This window comes from Arenibacter arenosicollis (genome assembly GCF_014397245.1).
GTDB classification, from domain to species: domain Bacteria; phylum Bacteroidota; class Bacteroidia; order Flavobacteriales; family Flavobacteriaceae; genus Arenibacter; species Arenibacter arenosicollis.
Window position 1 is genome coordinate 41187 of record NZ_JACLHY010000001.1, and the last position, 21042, is coordinate 62228.

The 21042-nt window shown below is 38.4% G+C and carries 20 protein-coding genes; 15 read left to right on the forward strand and 5 right to left on the reverse strand.

All coding sequences use genetic code 11. The annotated features are described in order from the left end of the window. The 3 genes from H4O18_RS00160 to H4O18_RS00170 all read right to left on the reverse strand — a co-directional run bounded on the left by H4O18_RS00160 (position 1) and on the right by H4O18_RS00170 (position 3150). Complete coding sequence (locus H4O18_RS00160) at positions 1-360, reverse strand: heavy-metal-associated domain-containing protein (protein ID WP_187581084.1); 360 nt, start codon at positions 358-360, stop codon at positions 1-3. A gap of 40 nt (positions 361-400) precedes the next feature. Beyond that, on the reverse strand, positions 401-2566 hold the full coding sequence (locus H4O18_RS00165; RefSeq protein WP_187581635.1) for a TonB-dependent receptor: 2166 nt from the start codon (positions 2564-2566) through the stop codon (positions 401-403). Positions 2567-2739: 173 nt separating this feature from the next. Further along, positions 2740-3150, reverse strand: coding sequence for an HYC_CC_PP family protein (locus tag H4O18_RS00170; protein ID WP_187581085.1), 411 nt, complete (start codon positions 3148-3150; stop codon positions 2740-2742). Between the two features lie 160 nt (positions 3151-3310). Here H4O18_RS00170 and H4O18_RS00175 point away from each other — a divergent pair, with 160 nt between their 5' ends. The 6 genes from H4O18_RS00175 to rodA all read left to right on the forward strand — a co-directional run bounded on the left by H4O18_RS00175 (position 3311) and on the right by rodA (position 11045). Then, on the forward strand, positions 3311-3763 hold the full coding sequence (locus H4O18_RS00175) for a GAF domain-containing protein (RefSeq protein WP_187581086.1): 453 nt from the start codon (positions 3311-3313) through the stop codon (positions 3761-3763). A gap of 93 nt (positions 3764-3856) precedes the next feature. Continuing rightward, a complete protein-coding gene (purH, locus tag H4O18_RS00180) occupies positions 3857-5389 on the forward strand; it encodes a bifunctional phosphoribosylaminoimidazolecarboxamide formyltransferase/IMP cyclohydrolase (RefSeq protein ID WP_187581087.1) in 1533 nt (510 codons plus the stop codon). 55 nt (positions 5390-5444) lie between these two features. Further along, positions 5445-6473 carry a rod shape-determining protein gene (locus tag H4O18_RS00185; RefSeq protein WP_103439675.1) on the forward strand — a complete coding sequence of 343 codons (1029 nt, stop codon included), beginning with the start codon at positions 5445-5447 and terminating at the stop codon, positions 6471-6473. Positions 6474-6589: 116 nt separating this feature from the next. Then, complete coding sequence (mreC, locus tag H4O18_RS00190; protein WP_187581088.1) at positions 6590-7411, forward strand: rod shape-determining protein MreC; 822 nt, start codon at positions 6590-6592, stop codon at positions 7409-7411. A 492-nt stretch (positions 7412-7903) separates the two neighbouring features. After that, positions 7904-9772 carry a peptidoglycan D,D-transpeptidase FtsI family protein gene (locus H4O18_RS00195; protein WP_187581089.1) on the forward strand — a complete coding sequence of 623 codons (1869 nt, stop codon included), beginning with the start codon at positions 7904-7906 and terminating at the stop codon, positions 9770-9772. Further along, positions 9762-11045, forward strand: a complete 1284-nt coding sequence (rodA, locus tag H4O18_RS00200) for a rod shape-determining protein RodA (protein ID WP_187581090.1) — start codon at positions 9762-9764, stop codon at positions 11043-11045. The genes H4O18_RS00195 and rodA overlap by 11 nt, the downstream gene beginning before the upstream one ends. Here rodA and H4O18_RS00205 read toward each other — a convergent pair. Further along, on the reverse strand, positions 11042-11854 hold the full coding sequence (locus H4O18_RS00205) for a DNA/RNA non-specific endonuclease (RefSeq protein WP_187581091.1): 813 nt from the start codon (positions 11852-11854) through the stop codon (positions 11042-11044). The two genes, rodA and H4O18_RS00205, sit on opposite strands and share 4 nt — an antisense overlap. 182 nt (positions 11855-12036) lie before the next feature. Here H4O18_RS00205 and msrB point away from each other — a divergent pair, with 182 nt between their 5' ends. The 6 genes from msrB to H4O18_RS00235 all read left to right on the forward strand — a co-directional run bounded on the left by msrB (position 12037) and on the right by H4O18_RS00235 (position 16044). Continuing rightward, positions 12037-12501, forward strand: coding sequence for a peptide-methionine (R)-S-oxide reductase MsrB (gene msrB, locus H4O18_RS00210; RefSeq protein WP_187581092.1), 465 nt, complete (start codon positions 12037-12039; stop codon positions 12499-12501). Further along, positions 12491-13042 carry a peptide-methionine (S)-S-oxide reductase MsrA gene (gene msrA, locus H4O18_RS00215; RefSeq protein ID WP_187581093.1) on the forward strand — a complete coding sequence of 184 codons (552 nt, stop codon included), beginning with the start codon at positions 12491-12493 and terminating at the stop codon, positions 13040-13042. Before msrB ends, msrA begins: the two co-directional genes overlap by 11 nt. A 110-nt stretch (positions 13043-13152) precedes the next feature. Then, positions 13153-13647 carry a peroxiredoxin family protein gene (locus tag H4O18_RS00220; protein ID WP_187581094.1) on the forward strand — a complete coding sequence of 165 codons (495 nt, stop codon included), beginning with the start codon at positions 13153-13155 and terminating at the stop codon, positions 13645-13647. Between the two features lie 236 nt (positions 13648-13883). Next, positions 13884-14180: a GNAT family N-acetyltransferase gene (locus H4O18_RS00225; RefSeq protein ID WP_187581095.1), complete on the forward strand. Its 297-nt coding sequence runs from the start codon at positions 13884-13886 to the stop codon at positions 14178-14180. Between the two features lie 7 nt (positions 14181-14187). Then, a complete protein-coding gene (locus tag H4O18_RS00230) occupies positions 14188-15756 on the forward strand; it encodes a protein adenylyltransferase SelO (protein WP_187581096.1) in 1569 nt (522 codons plus the stop codon). A 36-nt stretch (positions 15757-15792) separates the two neighbouring features. Further along, positions 15793-16044, forward strand: coding sequence for a peptide methionine sulfoxide reductase (locus H4O18_RS00235; RefSeq protein WP_187581097.1), 252 nt, complete (start codon positions 15793-15795; stop codon positions 16042-16044). A 66-nt stretch (positions 16045-16110) separates the two neighbouring features. Here the strand turns inward: H4O18_RS00235 and H4O18_RS00240 are convergent, their stop codons facing one another. Beyond that, positions 16111-18294, reverse strand: a complete 2184-nt coding sequence (locus tag H4O18_RS00240) for a carboxy terminal-processing peptidase (protein ID WP_187581098.1) — start codon at positions 18292-18294, stop codon at positions 16111-16113. Positions 18295-18647: 353 nt separating this feature from the next. Here H4O18_RS00240 and surE point away from each other — a divergent pair, with 353 nt between their 5' ends. From surE to lpxB, 3 genes are all read left to right on the forward strand, one after another. Then, entirely contained in the window at positions 18648-19427 is a 780-nt protein-coding gene (gene surE, locus H4O18_RS00245; RefSeq protein WP_187581636.1) for a 5'/3'-nucleotidase SurE, read from the forward strand. After that, the gene (locus H4O18_RS00250) at positions 19420-19701 is read left to right on the forward strand and encodes a hypothetical protein (RefSeq protein WP_187581099.1); all 282 of its coding nucleotides are present in this window, start codon (positions 19420-19422) and stop codon (positions 19699-19701) included. The genes surE and H4O18_RS00250 overlap by 8 nt, the downstream gene beginning before the upstream one ends. Before the next feature lie 67 nt (positions 19702-19768). Continuing rightward, complete coding sequence (gene lpxB, locus H4O18_RS00255) at positions 19769-20893, forward strand: lipid-A-disaccharide synthase (RefSeq protein WP_187581100.1); 1125 nt, start codon at positions 19769-19771, stop codon at positions 20891-20893. The last annotated feature ends 149 nt before the right edge of the window (positions 20894-21042 follow it).

Below are 21042 nucleotides of genomic sequence, written 5' to 3' on the forward strand. Positions count from 1 at the left end.
TTACTCATGATGTTGTCCATCATCCGAATTATCCTCACGATACTTGCAACAAGGATGTACGCTTTCATAAGCCTCCTCAGTAGCCTTTAATTCCTTGGTATCATGACCTACCCCTACAATAGCAGTTTTTATTGCCATCGAATTTGTTTTTCGCTCATCAATAATAACCGATAATTGATGCGTTGGAATATCCCATAAAGCATATTTAACCCCTTTTACCCCTAAGGCAGCCTCCTCTATCCTTTCTTTGCACATGACACATTTTCCATTGACCTCGAAACTCATTTTCTTGTTTTTCTCCTGGCTATAACCGGTAACGGTCAATACTCCAAAAACGGCTCCTATTATTAAATTTTTCATTGCTATACTTTTCATGTTTAATAATTAATATTTAATAAAGTTATAATTTATACCTGAATCCTGCATAAAACATCCTGCCCATGACGGGACCATATATCATTGTCGTGTCAAAACTAGTGCCAAATGGATTGTCTGCTGCCACTACTGGGTTCACTTGGGTGAAATTGGTTAAATTCTCCCCTCCCACATAAATTTCCAAATTTTCATTGAACACTTTGGTCAGCTGTGCATTCATTAAACTATAGCTAGGTGAATAATCCCCTAACTGATACTCCTCGGGATTATTGCTTGTATTCGGCAAGCGTTGTTTGCCCAAGGTATGAAGGGTATAATCCATACGCCAATGAGACCCATTGGCTTTAGCAACCGTGATATACCCAAGATTGGCAAAAAATCGATGCTGGGCCTGTAATGGCTTTTGCAGGGAGCCACTGTTGTAATCAGTTTCAACATCATAAAATTTGTAGGCCGTCCTAAGTTCCACATTCCTTAAAATATTATGATTTACTTCGAATTGGAAACTATGGGCCATGCTCTTGCCTTCCAAATTATAAAACGAAACCTCCTGTGGATTTTCCCAATCCACCACAACTTGATTCTTAAAATCGGTCACGTAGTAATCCACCGTAATGTTACCTACCCTGCTGAACAAATTAAATCCCTGTAAGAAACTAGCACCATAATTCCAAGCATCCTCCGGATCCAATCCAAAAATATTCCCCGTGGTTCCCAGCAGTCTTATCTGTCTGGATGAGGCGAATAATTGTTGATTCTCGGCAAAGATATTGGCGGCCCTTTTCCCCCTTCCTACAGATGCCCTGAAACTACCTCTTTCCCAGGGCATATAACGCGCATGTATTCTAGGAGTAACAAAGGTCCCCAAATTATTATGGCTGTCCACCCTTATACCTGCCGTAAGACTCCATTCCTTTAGATTATCATAACTATATTCAAAAAATGCGCCTATAGATCTATCCACTCGGGAGTAATCCAATGAATTTACCAATTCCCCATAACCATCGTAGGCAAAGGTGAAGCCCGTTTTAAATTTGCTCTTGGTATCCCCAATTATGGAATTGAACAACAGATTGGAATAAATACTTTCGTGATCAATATTATATTGTTTAAGACCAAAATAGGAATCCTGTTTGTGCAGACTATAGGAGGTTTGAAAACCAAAACTTTGAAAAGGGAGCTCTGGAAATACGTACCCTAATTTTAAGGAAGTATCAAACCGCTGTGTATTTATTTCGCTTCCCCAAGAATTGGTAGTGAATTTATCGTTTGCAGGATCAAAATTGGTCTCACCTACTTGTTTTTCGTCATTTAAAAAACGAAGATTTAGAAAACTCACCCAACCTTTACTGGGATCCTGGTATTGCCACCTGTTCAAAATATTTATTTGATTCCCCACGGGAGCCTCCAAAAAACCGTCGTCATTGTCATCCTCCATGGTATCCCTCCTGTTGGCATGCAGATAGAGTCCGGCACTCCATTTATTGGTCAATTTTTTGTTCAGATGGGTATTTAATTCCAACCTACCGTTCATATTGGCATAACCATTAACAAACAGGGAATTATCCGTTAATGGTTTCACCAATTCCGTATTTATTTGACCCGAAATACTTTCGTAACCGTTAACTACACTCCCGGCCCCTTTGGTAATCTGTATACTTTCTACCCAAGTACCAGGTGTAAAGGTTAGTCCATAGGCCTGTGAAGCACCCCGGACCATAGGAATGTTTTCTTGGGTTATTAATAAATAAGGACTTGTAAGGCCCAACATCTGAATTTGTTTGGTCCCTGTAAGAGCATCGGAAAAATTAACATCAATGGCCGGGTTGGTTTCAAAGCTTTCGGAGAGATTGCAACAGGCTGCCTTTAATAATTCGGCACTGTTTATAGTGACCACATTTTGTGGGCTAAAAAACGATTTCTGCACCGATTCCCGCTTTTTCCGGACCACCACCTCATTCAACTCATTGGATGGCTTTAACCAGTGATGAATCATTTTAGGAGAATTCACCAATAAGGTGTCCGACTCAAATCCCACATAGCTTATCACCAGCCGATTAAACTCCTTTTTAAAAGGAATAACAAAGCTACCATCCTCTTTAGTGATGGTACCAGTTTGGGAATTTAACCAATAAACATTGGCACCTGCCAACCCTAGATGCTTATTTTCAGGGTTGGCTTCCTTGACCATGCCCTCGATATTATTTTGGGAAATAGCCGAAAAAGGAATCCACAATAAAATACTTATAATAAAATTCTTCACTTGATATTTTTAATATTAGTTCATTATTAAACGCACAAACACAACCGTCCTTTTCCATAATCAATGACCGGAAAAGCGACAATACTAAGAACTAAATAAAATCAAATAAGAAAAACCTGGTCCAGGATAGTGATATCCTTTACCAAAATGGGCGGTGGGTAATCGGCATGCGGAACAAGCGGCTGTGCCTTGGGCTGAAACTGACTTATATAGTAAGCTGCATAGGCCACTAAGAACAATTGTTGACCCAAATCAATGTCATGGTAGGAGATTTTTAAATCGTCCTGCCCTGGGATAGTAATAACCTCATGGTCACAACAAGAATTACCCCTTTTGTCAAAGATAGCATCAACCAACCCCATATCCATACCACAGGTGTCCGCCTCATGAAAGAAAGCAATATCGACCAAGGAACCAAAGCAATAGTGTTTCTCTATCGTCCATGAAACGGTAGAGACCAGCATAAAAAATGCCATCACCATAGCTAGTATTTTTTGAATCATTGGTTTCATGAATGCAAAAATAATCAAAAGTTGGAACTCTATATTTTACATATAAGATATTAACTGAAAATTAAGGATAAAATTGCCCAAAGTAAATCTGCAACAAAAGTTTGAATCCGTAATGGAGAGTAGATTTGGAAATAGCCCTACTTTTGCAAAAAATAATTTTATGCTTACTACATTAAGACCAAAGGTTACAGCGATTATAGGTAATGATCAAAAAAGTAATACGGAGAAAATGCAGGCCATTTGCGAATTACTAAAAGAGAATGTTCCCTATTATAATTGGGTAGGCTTCTATTTTAAGAATGGTGATAAAGATGAGTTAAAATTAGGCCCATATGCAGGCGCTCCTACAGATCACACCATAATTCCTTTTGGAAAGGGCATTTGTGGGCAGGTTGCCGTTTCCAATAAAAACTTTGTAGTACCCGATGTACAGGCCCAGGACAATTATATAGCTTGTAGCATAACCGTTAAAGCGGAAATTGTAGTCCCTCTATTTCTAAATGGTGAAAATATTGGACAAATAGACATAGATTCCGATACTCCAGACCCATTTTCCCCAGAGGATGAAAGATTTTTGGAATACGTGAACCAAGAGGTAGCAAAAATTCTTTAAAACTTTAGGGCGATTATTAATAAACGTACTGATTTTTAAGTACAAAAAAATTACATTTGTGTCCTTATAATCCATAACAACAATCACAACAAAATGAGTACCACTAAAAAAGCTTCATCAGCCTTAATATCTGTATTTCATAAAGATGGCTTAGAGCCATTGGTAAAAAAGTTTAATGAATTGGGAATTACCATCTATTCTACCGGTGGTACCGAAGTATTCATTAAGGATTTAGGAATTGATGTAGTGCCAGTAGAGGACGTCACCAGCTATCCATCTATTTTGGGCGGCAGGGTTAAAACATTGCACCCTAAGGTATTTGGTGGAATTTTGAACCGTCAGGACAACAAAAGTGATCAGGACCAATTGAAGGAATTTGAAATTCCCCAGTTGGATATTGTAATAGTAGACCTATATCCTTTTGAGAAAACAGTTGCAAGTGGAGCTTCTGAACAAGATATTATTGAAAAAATAGATATTGGTGGTATTTCATTGATACGTGCAGCCGCCAAAAATTACAAGGATACACTTTGTGTTTCTTCCATGAACGACTACGACGAAGTCTTGGAAATGATAACCAAAGGTAATGGAAGTACTACTTTGGAAGACCGCAGACGTTTTGCTACAAAATCTTTCAACGTTTCATCACATTATGATTCAGCGATTTTTAATTATTTCAATAAGAATCATGAGGAGGCCTCATTTAAATTAAGTGCAATTGACGGACAAGTGTTGCGTTATGGAGAAAACCCCCATCAAAAAGGGTTTTTCTTTGGTGATTTTGACGCTATGTTCAACAAACTTCACGGTAAGGAACTTTCCTATAACAATTTGTTGGATGTGGATGCTGCCGTTAATCTTATCCAAGAATTTAAGAATGACGAACCTACCTTCGCTATTTTAAAACACAACAATGCCTGTGGTCTTGCAACCAGACCAACAATTCACCAAGCATATGTAGATGCCCTGGCAGGTGATCCCGTATCCGCATTTGGAGGAATCTTGATCAGCAACGTAGAGATAGACAAATCTACTGCCGAAGAAATACACAATCTTTTCTGTGAGGTAGTCATTGCACCCAGCTATACCCCTGTAGCCCTGGATATTTTAAAAGGAAAGAAAAATAGAATAATCCTGGTTCAGAATGAAGTCGACCTTCCAAAAATGACCGTTAAAACATGTTTAAACGGGGTTTTGGTACAGGAAAAGGATGAAAAGACCGATCAAATTTCTGACCTTAGCAATGCTACCAATAAAAAACCCACGGACAGGGAATTGGAAGATTTAATATTTGCCTCCAAACTTTGTAAACACACAAAAAGTAATACCATTGTACTGGCAAAAAACAAACAATTGTGCGCTAGTGGTACAGGGCAAACTTCTCGTGTTGATGCACTAAACCAAGCCATACACAAGGCTCAGTCCTTTAATTTTGACCTTAATGGTGCTGTATTGGCCAGTGACGCCTTTTTTCCGTTTCCAGATTGCGTGGAAATTGCGCATAAAAGCGGCGTAACCAGCGTTATACAACCCGGAGGTTCTATTAAGGACCAACTTAGTATCGATTATTGTAATGAAAATGGAATTGCTATGGTAATGACTGGCACACGTCATTTTAAACATTAATTTTATTACATTTAACGATCAAACTGACTTTTAATCCGAAATACAATAACATACAATGGGATTCTTTGATTTCTTAACCGAGGAGATTGCAATAGACTTAGGTACTGCCAACACCCTCATCATTCACAACGACAAAGTGGTGGTAGACAGTCCATCTATTGTAGCCAGGGACAGAATAAGTGGTAAAATCATTGCCGTAGGCAAGGAAGCCAATATGATGCAAGGTAAGACCCATGAAAACATTAAAACCATACGCCCTCTTAAAGATGGGGTAATTGCAGATTTTGATGCGTCTGAAAAGATGCTTATGATGTTTATAAAGAACATTCCTGCATTAAAGAAAAAATGGTTTCCGCCAGCACTTAGATTGGTCATTTGTATCCCTTCCGGTATTACGGAAGTGGAAATGCGAGCAGTTAAGGAGTCGGCCGAACGTGTTAACGGAAAAGAGGTTTATCTTATTCACGAACCAATGGCTGCAGCCATTGGTATTGGCTTGGATATAATGCAGCCCAAAGGAAATATGATCGTTGATATAGGGGGTGGTACTACCGAAATTGCGGTAATTGCCTTGGGCGGAATCGTTTGCGACAAATCCGTTAAGATTGCAGGTGATGTATTTACCAACGATATTATCTATTATATGCGTACGCAACACAACCTATATGTTGGGGAGAGTACTGCTGAGAATATTAAAATTACTATCGGTTCTGCTACGGAAGATTTACAGACCCCTCCGGACGAAATGTCGGTTCAAGGTAGAGACCTTTTAACCGGAAAACCAAAACAGGTATCAATTTCCTACCGAGAAATAGCCAAGGCTCTTGACAAATCCATTCTAAGGGTAGAAGATGCCGTTATGGAAACATTATCACAAACACCTCCCGAATTAGCAGCAGATATCTATAATACAGGTATATATCTTGCCGGTGGTGGTTCTATGCTTAGGGGACTTGACAGACGTTTGTCCCAAAAAACAGATCTACCCGTATATATCGCGGAAGATCCATTAAGAGCAGTTGTAAGGGGTACCGGTATTGCTTTAAAAAACTTGGAGCGATACAAGAGTATTTTAATTAAATAGTTTATTTAATACATTGCACTTAGAACTACCTGATAACAAGGTAACAATTAGCAAATAGGCATTAATACCCTATTTGGCAATTGATCAATTTAGGAATTACAAAACAATTTAAGTGAATGCAGCAGATTATCAACTTTATATTAAGATATAAAAATTTCTTGCTATATCTTTTCTTGTTGACTATATCCTTGGCGCTCACTGTACAATCCCATTCCTATCACCGTTCCAAGTATTTTAATTCCTCCAACTGGCTAACTGGCAATATCTATAAAACCACAAGCAGTATAACCACCTATTTTGGATTAGTTGAGGAAAACAAAAAATTGGTGGAGGAAAATAAGCGTTTGCACACCCTTCTTTTTAATCAAAAAAAGGAAGATTCCATGCAATTGGATACTGCGAATATTATTTACAAAGTCATTGCTGCCCAAGTAATAAAGAACAGTTACGGACTACCCCGTAATTATATTACCATCAACAAAGGAAGCAATAATGGAATTAAACCCGATATGGGGGTAATTACCTCCAATGGCATCCTTGGAATAGTAGAAAATACCTCCAAAAATTTTGCAACGGTACAGAGTATCCTGAACACTAAATCCAGGATCAACGCCAAAATCAAAAACACCAATCATTATGGTTCATTGGTTTGGGACACAAAAGACTTCAATACTGTACAACTGGTAGATATTGAACGGTTGGTACCTCTAAAAATTGGGGACACCATAGTTACGGGCGCAAGTTCCAGCATCTTCCCTGAAAATATTCCGATTGGCATTATCAAGAAATTTGATTTAAACAACTCACAAAGCTCCTACAGTATAGATATTAAGCTATTTAACAATATGGCCGCTATAAAAAGCATTTATGTATTGGACAATGTGCAACGGGAAGAAATAATAGAATTAGAAGCCAAGACCAATAATGATGCGCAATAGCTACTTTATTAATGTAATTAGATTTGTACTATTAATATTGGTGCAGGTATTAGTCTTTAATAAGCTCAATTTTTTTGGATATATCAACCCAATGGTGTATATTCTATTCCTATACTGGTATCCCATTAAGGAAAAAAGGCAACTGTTTCTTCTCTTAAGTTTTTTACTTGGCTTTATGGTTGATTTATTTTCGGATACCGTTGCCATACACGCCGCTGCCACCGTCACTATTGCTTATTTAAGGCCAACCATTATGCGCTTTTGTTTTGGGGTGAATTACGAATTTCAAAATTTTAAACTAACCAACACCACTAGAGCACAACAAATTACATTTTTAGCGTTATTAATAATAATACACCATTTGGTTTTCTTCACTCTAGAAATTTTCAGTTTAGCAAATACACTGTTAATTTTGAAGAAAGTTTTAGCTATCAGTGCAGCTACTTTAATATTGTGCTTACTGTTAAGTTCACTTTTTAGTGTTAAAAAAGAATGAGAAAAATCTTATTATCCTCCATTATATTGCTGGTTGGAATAACTTTTATCGGTAGATTGTCATATCTCCAGATCTTTAGTTTTTCTCCTAACCAAGTATTGGAAGATCCCGCCATTAAAGCAGTTTACGATTATCCGGAAAGGGGCTATATATATGACAGAAATGGAGAACTATTAGTTGCCAACCAGCCGGCATATGACGTTATGGTTATCCCAAGGGAAGTAAAGCCCTTGGACACCCTTGAATTTTGCAACCTTCTTGGAATTGATAAAGAAAGGTTCGTATCCCAATTAAAGAAAGCTAGGGTTTATTCCCCAAGACTACCCTCTGTTTTAGTACCTCAACTTTCCAAAGAAGATTACGGTCGACTTCAAGAAAAAATGAGAAGATATGAAGGGTTTTATATTCAAAAAAGATCCTTGCGATATTACGACACCAATAGTGGCGCCAATGTTTTGGGATACATTAGTGAAGTCAACGAATGGGACTTGGAAAGAAATCCTTCCTATGCTGCCGGGGAATTAAAAGGAACTACCGGTATTGAAAAGGAATACGAAACTATCCTTAGGGGGCGCAAAGGCGTAAAATACATTCAGAAAGACCGATTTAATAGGGATATTGGACCCTATAAGAACAGTACTTTGGATACCCTGCCCGAACAAGGAAAACAAATAACCGTAACAATAGATAAAATACTTCAGGAATACGGTGAAAAATTGATGACTGGGAAACATGGAGGAGTTGTAGCCCTTGAACCTGCAACCGGTGAAATACTGGCGTTAATTTCCGGTCCAACCTATGACCCAGCCCTTTTGGTGGGTAGGGAGCGATCTAGAAATTATAGCAAATTGCACTATGACACTATTTCAAAACCAACTTTTGATCGTTCCCTATTGGCATCACAATCCCCTGGATCACCATTTAAGACCTTAAATGCACTCGTAGCACTTCAAGAAGGGGCAATTACCCCGGAAACTACTATTCATTGCTACAACGGATTCTATGTGGGAAAAAGGAAAAGAGGCTGCCATTGCGGAGGAGGAAGCAGAAATTTAAATTCTGGCATATATCTATCCTGTAATGCCTATTTTGCGGGAACTTTTCGCAAAATCTATGACCAATATCCAACCTCTGCCGAAGCAATGGATGTCTGGGAAAAGCATATGAAAAGCTTTGGCTTGGGAACATTTTTGGGTTACGACCTTCCTACTGGAAGACCCGGAAGAATTCCAAATAAGGAATATTACAACCGAATATACGGAGAAAAACGATGGTCTTCGTCTACCATTATTTCCAATTCCATAGGTCAGGGAGAAGTAGAGGTTACTCCTATCCAATTGGCCAACATGACCGCAGCCATTGCCAATAGAGGACATTATTTTACACCACATATACTCAAAAAAATTGGCGCTGAAGATATTAGTATTCCAGAATTCACCGAAGCCAAACATACCACTATTGATATAAAATATTTTGAACCGGTTGTCCAGGGAATGGCCGAAGTGTACAGGAAAGGTACAGCTGCACGGCTCCAAATAGAAGGTATCGAAATCGCAGGCAAAACAGGAACCGTTGAAAACTTTACAAGAATAAATGGGGTACGCACCCAACTCACGGATAACTCCGTTTTTGTTGCCTTTGCACCAGTGGACAATCCAAAGATCGCCATTGCGGTATATATAGAAAACGGATACTTTGGATCTCGTTTTGCCGGCCATATCGCTTCCTTAATGATTGAAAAATATCTAAAAGGTGAAATTACCCGTGGTGACTTGGAGAAAAGAATGTTGGAAAAAACTTTGGAGGAGGAATATGCAAAGCCCTATAGTGGACAACCCTTTAAAATAAATGAGCGTGTCTGGTAAAAGTGTCCTTAAACGCTTAGACTGGTTTAGCGTTCTAATATACATTTCCTTAGTATTTATAGGTTGGATAAATATTTATTCAAGCACCTTCACCGAGGACGACCCTTCGATATTCAATTTTGCTTCATTACACGGAAAGCAATTGTTTTTTATTGGAACTAGTGCCGTCGCAATTATAATTATTCTGGCCTTGGAAGCCAATTTTTACGAACGATTTTCAAGCCTGTTTTACATTATATCCCTTGCAATGCTCTTAGGCCTCTTTGTCTTTGGCAAAACTATTGCCGGGGCTACCTCTTGGTACGACCTTGGTTTTTTCAATCTCCAACCCTCAGAATTTGCAAAAGTTGCCACCGCCCTGGCATTGGCCAAATATTTAAGCGATATACAGACAGACATTAAGCGACAGAAAGACCAAATGATCTCAATACTGATAATTTTGATTCCGGCTTTCTTGATCATTCCACAGCCAGATCCAGGAAGCGCCCTGGTCTTCTTTGCCTTGATCTTTGTAATATTTAGGGAAGGTCTCCCGCTTTATTATCTAAGTATAGGAATTATGGTGATCCTTATATTTATTTTAACCCTAATGTTCGGGACTATCTGGGTAGCCATAATCCTAGGACTCCTATTAGCTTTGTTCCTATTATTGAAAAAGCCATCATTCAAAGTACCCATTATCCCGGTTACCCTTATTTATGTTGCCATTGTTCTATTCTCCCTATCGGTTAATTTTGTTTTTAATTCGGTTTTTGAACAACGCCATAGAGACCGGTTCGGTCTTTGGCTTCGATTGGAAAAAGACCCCAAAAAATTGGAGGAAATCCGAAAAACCATAGGGTACAATACTTATCAATCTGAAAAAGCTATAGAATCAGGAGGCCTTTTTGGGAAAGGATTTTTGGAGGGAACGAGAACCAAGGGCGACTTTGTTCCTGAACAACATACAGATTACATATTTAGTACTGTAGGTGAAGAATGGGGGTTTATTGGTACGGCAACCGTTGTTATCCTATTCACACTATTGCTTTTGAGGTTGGTTCATTTGGCCGAGCGACAGAAAAATGATTTCAGTCGTATGTACGGCTATGGTGTCATTTCCATTTTATTCATACATTATTTCATAAACATAGGTATGGTCACAGGTGTCCTGCCCACCATAGGAATACCACTACCCTTCTTCAGTTATGGAGGATCCGGCCTACTTTTTTTTACAGCCTTATTGTTCATTTTCCTTAAATTGGATGCCAATAGATTAAATGAATTGACCTAAAATTTCCAACCGCCAGTACTTATGTTGGCTTCCAAAAAATCTTCTTGATCATCTGGCAAATTAGGAAAGAAATCGATTCCCGTCATTTTTTCCACTTCATCTACCGAAACTACAAATCGATTCAATTTCCCAATATCTTCCCTGTGCGGGAAAAGAAATGCTAAAATCTTGAGGTCCTTACCATTACCTTTGGCAATAATTTTATAGTAAAATTTTGGGACTGCCACATCCTCTTCTCCTATGCTGGGCAAACCTTTTTCCAAAACTCCCCCGGTAACGACGAACAATGGCCCATCTTTTTTGGCCCAATACCGCAGCTTCTGCTCTAGCCGATTCCAGATTCCCGCGTTAAAATCCCTATCCTGTGGGCTAATATTACTTGTATAAAAGGTTTCATTATATGCTTTTTCGGAGAATCTGCGGTCACCCGCAGGACACAGATGGCCCCTATCGTAACCAGAACCCTTATAGTTTCTCCAGTCCGCAGACTTGGTACTAACCTTGGGGTCTTCCAAAAAAAAAGGTCTTTTTCTATCGTCTGTAGTCAAATGGGATTTATCCAAAACATAAGCCACCCACTCCGCCTGCTCATAGGCTTCATTATAGGATAAGGTAAAATGGGCATGTTGCACTATTTCACCAGTGGTGGAACTGGGCCTTAGGAGTTCAGGGATTTCGGTCCTACTACCTTCCCCTTCAGGCAGTGTATAGGGAGCAGGCGTGTAGAAATTCTCAAACATCCAAAATAGGACTACACAAACCAGCAACAGAGTTGTATAAATGACCCTATTTTTGTTATATTTATTCATAATGTAAATATAATTTAAAGTTGCCAATTGGGATTTGTCGCCCTTGTAAGTTTAGAGGTTTTGGAGCGACAAAATAGGTGTACTAAAAATCTTATTGGACCAAAAATGCCAACATCCCAAAAACCCCAATCAGATTAAATACCGACTACTATTTATACCATAAAAAAGAAAGGAAAATATATATGTTGACTTGGAAAGATATCATCAACTTCAGTGTTAAAGGAAATCTACAACCTGATAAAAGAGTTGAGAAAACTGAGGAGGAATGGAGACAAATACTAACTCCTGAACAATTTAGAATTGCCAGAAATAAAGGAACAGAAGCACCGCATAGTGGAGCACTTTGTAGCACCCATGATGCCGGGAAATATAGTTGTATATGCTGTGATACCCCTTTGTTCGATTCCACTATAAAATTTAATTCCGGAAGCGGTTGGCCCAGTTTTACACAACCAATAAAAGACAATGCCATTAAATACCATAAGGACACTTCCTATGGCATGGTCAGGGTAGAAGTAATGTGCAATACCTGTGATGCCCATTTGGGGCATGTATTCCCAGACGGGCCCGAACCCAGCGGACTGCGCTATTGTATTAATTCAGAATCTATGAAAATAATTAAAGAAAGGGTAACCGATGAAAAATAAAAAATTAGAAACCGCAACCTTTGGCGGTGGATGCTTTTGGTGTGTGGAGGCCATTTTTCAGGAAATAAATGGTGTAGAAAAAGTAATTTCTGGTTATACTGGGGGGAATGCACCGGGTAAACCAACATACAGGGAAGTATGTTCTGGACTTACCGGCCATGCAGAAGTAGTTCAAGTAACCTTTGACGCCAATATTATTGCCTACGAAGACCTCCTGGTCGTTTTCATGACCAGCCACGACCCAACCACCTTAAACCGTCAGGGAGCAGATACCGGCACACAATATCGTTCGGTTATTTATTATCACGATAATGCCCAAAAGGAAAACGCAGGCCTGGTATTAAAGGAAGTGGCACCATACTTCGACAAACCAATTGTAACAGAAATTAGTCCGTTGGGAACATTTTACGAAGCTGAAGAATATCACCAGGATTACTATAGGAACAATCAGTCCCAGGGTTACTGTAGTGCAGTTATAACCCCAAAGTTGAGCAAGCTCCGAAAAATGCATGCCGATAAACTTAAAAAAGCAAAAGTGTAATTGCGCTTTCAAATAATCGGAAGTAACCATTAAGAATTAAACAGATGTTATAAAAGCATCCCTCCCTACTATAGAATTTGTATTAAAGTAAACTGAAAAGGATATTTTAAATGAGTGATAGCACTTTGGATGACAAGAATATTTTTAAGGCTCGTGAATTCGGGGTAGCACAATGGATAGATGCCAGTGGAAATATCACCAAGGCTATTAAATTGTCCGATTTTCAGGGAAAATTCAAGGTTGTTTATTGTTTTCAAAGTTGGTGTCAAGGATGCCATAGCAGAGGATTTCCGGCGCTTAAGGAAATGGTTACTGCTTTAAAAGACAACCGAAATATTGTTTTTTTGAGCATTCAGACCGTCTTTGAAGGGCATGATACCAACACCTATGACAAGATACTCGAAACCCAAAATCAATACGATTTAAAAATTCCCTTTGGCCATGATCCCGGCGATGAAAGCTCCAACAATATATCGAAGATCATGATAAATTACAGAACTGGAGGAACACCCTGGTTTATACTAATAGATCAACACGATAATCTAGTTTTTGCAGATTTTCACTTAAATGTACAAAATGCAATTAATTTCTTAAGGACCATATAATTTAACGGACAGTCTTTTACCAAAAACCCTTTATGGTGTACAAAGATTCGCTAAAACCGAGTTCTATTATGATTGTTTGGAATCGCAGCATTTTTCATTCACATTCCTGAACGTGAAAAACAATTCTTGCCCTGCCCAAGAATTGCGTAATTTGTATGAATTAGGGAAACTCAATTTAAATACTCTAAACTTTTGATCAAAAAACTGAGAAAATCTACCGTAAAAGAACTAAATAAATGGATAACAATTTAACAACAGGTAATTTAAAGGTACAGCACGATAAAGAGAACAAGAAATTTACCATGGTTATAAATGGTGAAACGGCTATGGTTACATACAAGCTAGTTGATGGGAAGATGTATTTGACCTATTCCGAAGTACCCTTTAAGCTAAGGGGCAAAGGGTATGGCAAGAAACTTGTGGAAGGTACCTTTGAGCAATTGACCAATGAAGGATACAAGGCGGTGGCGGTATGTTCTTATATAAAGGCCGTTGCCAGAAGAGGTAAAATATGGAACTCAATAATAGATTAGGAATTGTATGAATTTGAATGTTAAGGATACCTTTAATACAGAACTACCAGCGGACCCTATTTTGGAAAACACAAGAAGGCAGGTCATGCAGGCATGTTACTCTGTAGTAACTCCAAAATTAACTGCTACACCAAGCATGATTCACACTTCAAGTGAATTGGCATTAGACCTGGGGTTAACGGAGGACGACCTTAAGTCCGAAGAGTTCCTAAATATTTTTACAGGAAACGCCGTATTACCAGACACGCAACCCTATGCCATGTGCTACGGTGGCCACCAATTTGGCAATTGGGCCGGACAGCTGGGTGATGGAAGAGCTATAAATTTATTTGAAGTTAACCACAACAATAAACAATGGGCGCTACAGCTTAAAGGGGCAGGTGAAACACCTTATTCCAGAACTGCCGATGGTTTGGCCGTATTGCGGTCTTCCATTAGAGAATATTTGTGCAGTGAGGCCATGTACCACCTAGGAGTACCCACCACAAGAGCCCTTTCCTTGGCGTTAACGGGCGATCAAGTACTTCGCGACATACTTTATAATGGTTATCCCGCTTACGAAAAGGGGGCGGTTGTATGCAGGGTGGCACCATCTTTTTTACGCTTTGGGAATTTCGAAATATTTTCTTCAAGACAGGATAAAAAAACTTTAAAGGATCTTACTGATTATACTATTCGGCATTTCTTTCCCCATTTGAATAAAGGTACAAAGGAATCTTATATCCAGTTTTTTAGGGAAGTGGCCAATAGTACACTCGATATGATCATCAACTGGCAACGTGTTGGCTTTGTACATGGGGTTATGAACACGGACAATATGTCTATTCTTGGCCTTACCATAGACTACGGACCTTACGGATGGTTGGAAGGTTATGATGAAGGTTGGACCCCTAATACAACGGACCGACAGCATAAGCGCTATAGATATGGCAATCAAATAAATATAGGACTTTGGAACCTATATCAATTGGCTAACGCCCTCTTTCCTTTGATAGAAGATGCAGCACCCCTTGAAACGATCTTAAAGGAATACAGAGAAGATTACCAGACAAAATATCTCTCGATGATGAAATCTAAAATTGGACTTTTTGATACAGATAAAAATGATGGCGAACTCTTGGGTAGACTAGAAGAAAACTTGCAATTGACAGAAACCGATATGACCATCTTTTTTAGAAACTTGAACAAAATTAGAAAAGAAAGCCCTATTGATGATTACTTTTTAAACCCGGTGAAGGATGCCTTCTATGTCTTTGAAGAAGTTGATGGCGACATTTTTGAAAAATGGAAAAAATGGTTTACCGATTACCAATTAAGATTGCAAAAGGAAAACCTGACTGACGAGCAGAGAAGCGAAAAAATGAATAAAGTGAACCCCAAATATGTCCTGAGAAATTATATGGCACAATTGGCCATAGATGAGGCGGACAAAGGGGATTATGCCTTAATCAATGAATTTTTTCAACTTTTAAAGCATCCATACGACGAACAAATGAAAGCTGAAAAATGGTTTGCCAAGCGTCCGGATTGGGCTAGGAACAAAGTAGGATGTTCCATGCTCTCCTGTAGTTCATAAGAATATATCCTTATTACAACAAAGTGTATTGCTGCCATGTTAACAGAAAGAATAAAAGCCATCCCCTTAGGTTACTCCAGGGTACTATTTCAAAACAAAAGATACGGAGTAACGCGGTCCAATTTCAATAACGGCAAAAGCATTAAAGTATATGCCGAAGAGTTGGGTGGTAACGATTTTATCAGTTTTAACTTTTATATTACAGACAAGGTGGAGCAGTTAAAACCATGTGAAATGCCAGAAGCCAAAGTAATCATCTTTATAAACAATTTCCAATTACAGGATTAAGCATCTGGCTAATTATTGACATAAAAAAACCTGCTCTATGAGCAGGTTTTTTATTTTATTCAAAAATTATCCTTTAACACTGGCCAATTTGGAATTCTTTATATTATTCATTTTTAGATCCTCCAAAACATTAACAGCCTCTTCTACATAAACGTCTTTAGCTAAATCCTTATGCCAGCGGTCACGCTTTTCCCTTAAAATCGAATCTTGGGTAAATAGTTCTTTTTCGTATTTTAGAGATTCAAATGATAGATGGGAATCATAATCCGATATAGTTTTAAAATACTTGGCCTTTTCCTTATCCGCTTCCAATCCTTTCTTATAATCCGCGTATTTTAAAGAAACCACAGTTTCGTCCTGTGCCTTTTTTATCCATTGCGCATTTTCCTCAATCAATTTTATTTGAGAATTCTGGTTCATTCTTTTAGTGCTGTTCGCAATGGTGGCCTCGTAGTCTATATAGCCATCCCAAGGAGTATATTCTGCTGGGGAAATCTTATCCCAGGTCAATGGATTTTCTTGATCCCTTTCCCCTAGGTCAATATAACTATAACGATCTGGTACAACTACATCACTTTTAACACCTTCCAACTGGGTAGACCCACCATTAATTCTATAGAATTTTTGGGTAGTAAGTTTTATAGCACCCAAATCTCCATGCTCATTGCTTCTAACGATATTCTCTAAGGGGATTACATTTTGAACCGTACCCTTTCCAAAGGTTTGTTTACTACCAATAACCACCCCTCTCTTATAATCTTGCATAGCTGCCGCCAATATCTCAGAAGCAGAGGCCGATAATTCATTTACCAAAATTACCAAAGGACCGTCCCACTGAATGCGCTCATCCTTATCGTTATAAACCTCGGGTTTTTTATCGGTAGACCTTACCTGTACAATTGGACCATCCTTAATAAAGAGTCCAGCCATTTCCACTACTGTTTTTAGAGATCCACCGCCATTATCACGAAGATCTAAAATTAAGCCTTCGGCTCCAGCTTCTTTTAGTCTTTCCACTTCTTGGGCCACGTCCGTAGCCGCGTTCCTTTCATTATAGTCCTCAAAATCTACATAAAATTTTGGCAAATTAATAAGGCCATATTTTTGATTACCCTTGATTATGGAGGCAGATTTCGCATATGATTCTTCCAGTTCAACTACATCCCTAGTCAGGGAAATAACTACCATAGAACCATCCACTTTTTTAACGGTTAAATCCACCCTTGTACCTTTAGGGCCTTTTATAAATTTGATGGCATCATCCAAACGCATACCAACAATATCAACAGGCGTTTCCCCATTTTGTCCTACTTTTAAAATCTCATCGCCAACTTCCAACTGTTGATCTCTCCATACCGGACCTCCTGAAATAATCTCTACTATTTTAGTTTGATCTTTTTTCTTTTGTAATCGAGCACCAATACCTTCAAATTTACCTGACATACTGGTGTCGAATTTTTCCTTGTCATCCGGTGCAAAATAAAAAGTATGTGGGTCAAAGACTTCGACTATGGTATTTAAATATTGTACAAACCAATCTTTACGTTCCAAATCATCAACAAAATCGAAATAATCATCCAAGGTACTTTTTGTTAAATCCCTAGCAGCCTTTTCGGCTTCAGCGGGGCTTAATGGCTTGGAAGAAACATTTTCATCAGCAAAGGCTTTGGAATTATCTCCACTATTGGATGCCTCACTACTATTTGGCCCTGAAGATTCTTTATTGAGTTCCAATTTGGAATCGTAAGTGCCCAGAGTTGCATACTTTAGTTGTTTTCTCCAACGCTCTTTTAATTCCTTACGTGAGTCTACATACCCCTGCCCATCATAATTGATTTCAATGAATTCATCCTCATTGTAATCAAATGGTTCCTCTAAAACCTCTTTATAAATCACTTTGGCATCATCCATACGCTTCAATAAGCGTTGATATACCATGTCAAAAAAGGAAATGTCGGTATTCTTGATTTGATCATCTATCTGAAACTTGTATTTTTCAAATTCCTGGATATCACTTTCAAGAAAATAACGCTTGGTAGGATCTAAAATATCCAAAAAACCCTCAAAGACATTAACGGAAAAATCATCGTTAATAGCTTTCGGCTGATAATGACCACGTTCCAAAACGTATGTAATAAGGTCCAATAATAACTTGTCCTTATCATCAGTTTCAAATGATTTGTTCGTAAAACTGCATGAAGCTACCGCAACAAGCATTACTATTAAGGCGTAGGCTAAATTTCTTTTCATCTATTTTATTTTATTATTCCACATTTGGAGTAAATTTTAAAGTATAAAACAACCCCTCCCTGAATGTACTAAAGCAAACATCTAAAATTAATCAAACGATGAGTGCAATCCAAGTTTTGCCATTTAATTATGACCTTTAATGGCAATTACTCTAAGATAACGAAAAAATCGTGCCATATTATACCAATATGACATTAATCTTTTGTTAATATCTCAATCTCATTGGACACTGACAACGGTTGGACCTATTTTGGAATTCTATAAATTCGGGACAAAATTTCATTGTGTACTCTCCATGTTAGGAAATCCGATAATAGATTAAAAACGTATTTTTGCAGCATAAATTATATACCATGGCGAAACCTTTGATCCTAGTCACAAACGACGATGGCATTACAGCTCCCGGACTAAGAGCATTAATACGATTTATAAAGGACATAGGGGACGTAGTTGTAGTGGCTCCGGACAGTCCGCAATCCGGAATGGGCCATGCGATAACAATAGACAACACCTTGTATATAAAAAAGCTTACAGTAGATTTGGAAAATGGAGCAAAAGAAGAATACAGTTGCAGCGGAACTCCCGCAGACTGTGTTAAACTTGGTCTACAGGAACTATTGGATAGAAGGCCCGACCTCTGTGTAAGTGGAATAAACCATGGATCGAATTCTTCAATCAACGTTATTTACTCGGGAACCATGAGTGCAGCAATAGAAGCAGGGATTGAAGGAATTCCGGCTATTGGATTTTCACTTTGTGACTATTCCTGGAATGCCAATTTTGAGGCTTCCAAGGAGGCTATTCAAAAAATAGTCAAAGAGGCATTAAAAAATGGCATCCCCAATGGTGTTGTACTCAATGTGAATATTCCCAAAACCGATAACAAACCTCCCAAAGGCATAAAAATTTGTAGACAGGCACGGGCCAATTGGAAAGAAAAATTTGACAAAAGAACCAGTCCAAGTGGCAAGGAATACTACTGGCTAACGGGAGAGTTTGAACTTCTGGACAAGGGAGAAGATACGGATGAATATGCCCTGTCCCAAGACTATGTCTCTGTAGTCCCAACCCAATTTGATTTAACCGCACACCATTCCATTCAACACATTAATAACTGGAAACTAAATGATTAAAAAAGAAATACTCATTGGATTTATAGTAGGTATCATCGCCAATTCAGTCGGAACTTTATTATATATTCTTATCTTCTCCGACTTTGGAATTGTAGAAACCTATAATGTAGCTGTTCAACAAGGGCATATTGGTAGTTTATTGGCGCTTGGAGCCATTCTAAACCTGTTTGCCTTTTTTGGTTTTTTAAAAATACGTAGAGATTATAGGGCAAGGGGTGTAATGATTGCTACCCTGGTGACGGCTATGTTAATACTGTATTATAAGGTTTTTTAGATTCAGGAAACGGATTATTCAATATATTAAAAGGGAGAACTGGTAATAAACCATACAAACTAAACGGATGAAATATTACATCATCGCTGGTGAGGCCTCTGGCGACCTTCATGGCTCAAACTTGATTAAAGCCCTTAAAATAAAGGATTCGGAAGCCGACATTCGTTGTTGGGGAGGCGATTTAATGAAAGCTGCAGGTGGCACCTTGGTAAAACATTACAAGGAAATGGCGTTTATGGGTTTCCTTGAAGTAATCACTAACATTAACCAGATCTTTAAAAATATTGACTTCTGTAAAGAGGATATCGCAAATTTTAATCCTGATGTAATTGTCTTTATCGATTATTCCGGCTTTAACCTTAGAATTGCCTCCTGGGCCAAAAAGAACCATTTTAGGACAAATTACTATATTTCCCCCCAAATATGGGCTTCTAGAGAAGGACGCATCCATAAAATTAAAAGAGACATTGATGCTATGCACGTAATTCTTCCTTTTGAAAAGGAATTTTATGAAAAAAAGCACCACTTTCCCGTTAATTTTGTGGGCCATCCTCTTATTGATGCTATTGGGGATATTCCAAGAACCTCCGATAAAAAATTTAGGAAAGAACATAATTTAGATTTAAAAAAGCCCATTATAGCACTATTACCTGGAAGCAGGAAACAAGAGGTTCAAAAAATGCTCACCTTAATGTTGTCGGTGACACAGTCCTTTCCTAAATATCAATTTGTGATTGCCGGGGCGCCCAGTTTGGATTTGGAATTCTACCAGCCTTTTTTAAAATCTTCCCAAGTAAGCTTAATTTCCAATAAGACCTATGATTTATTAAGTCTGTCCTATGCCGCCTTGGTAACTAGCGGAACCGCTACTTTGGAGACGGCACTTTTTAAGATTCCGCAAGTGGTCTGCTACCGTGCCAATTGGATATCATATCAAATTGCAAAACGGATCATCACCCTTAAATTTATCTCCTTGGTAAATTTAATAATGGACAAGGAAGTTGTTAAAGAACTAATTCAAAACGATTTAAATACCAAAAACATTACCGCAGAACTAACCAAGATATTGGATGGACCAGAGAGAAAAAGACAGTTTGAAGCCTACTACGAATTGGAAAAAAAACTAGGGGGCAAAGGCGCTAGTGAAAAAGCGGCGTCCCTAATTGTGGAGAGTGCCAAAATTGCTCAATAAAAATTTCATGAATCCCAATTTTGGCAGGTTTTGCTTAACTTTTGTAAATAATTCTAATCTGAAATCCATTGATTTAATCACTTTTAGGTCCCCATTTGAACAATAACTACAGTACCAATACGTTGTTGGAATAACGACATTATTGGCGA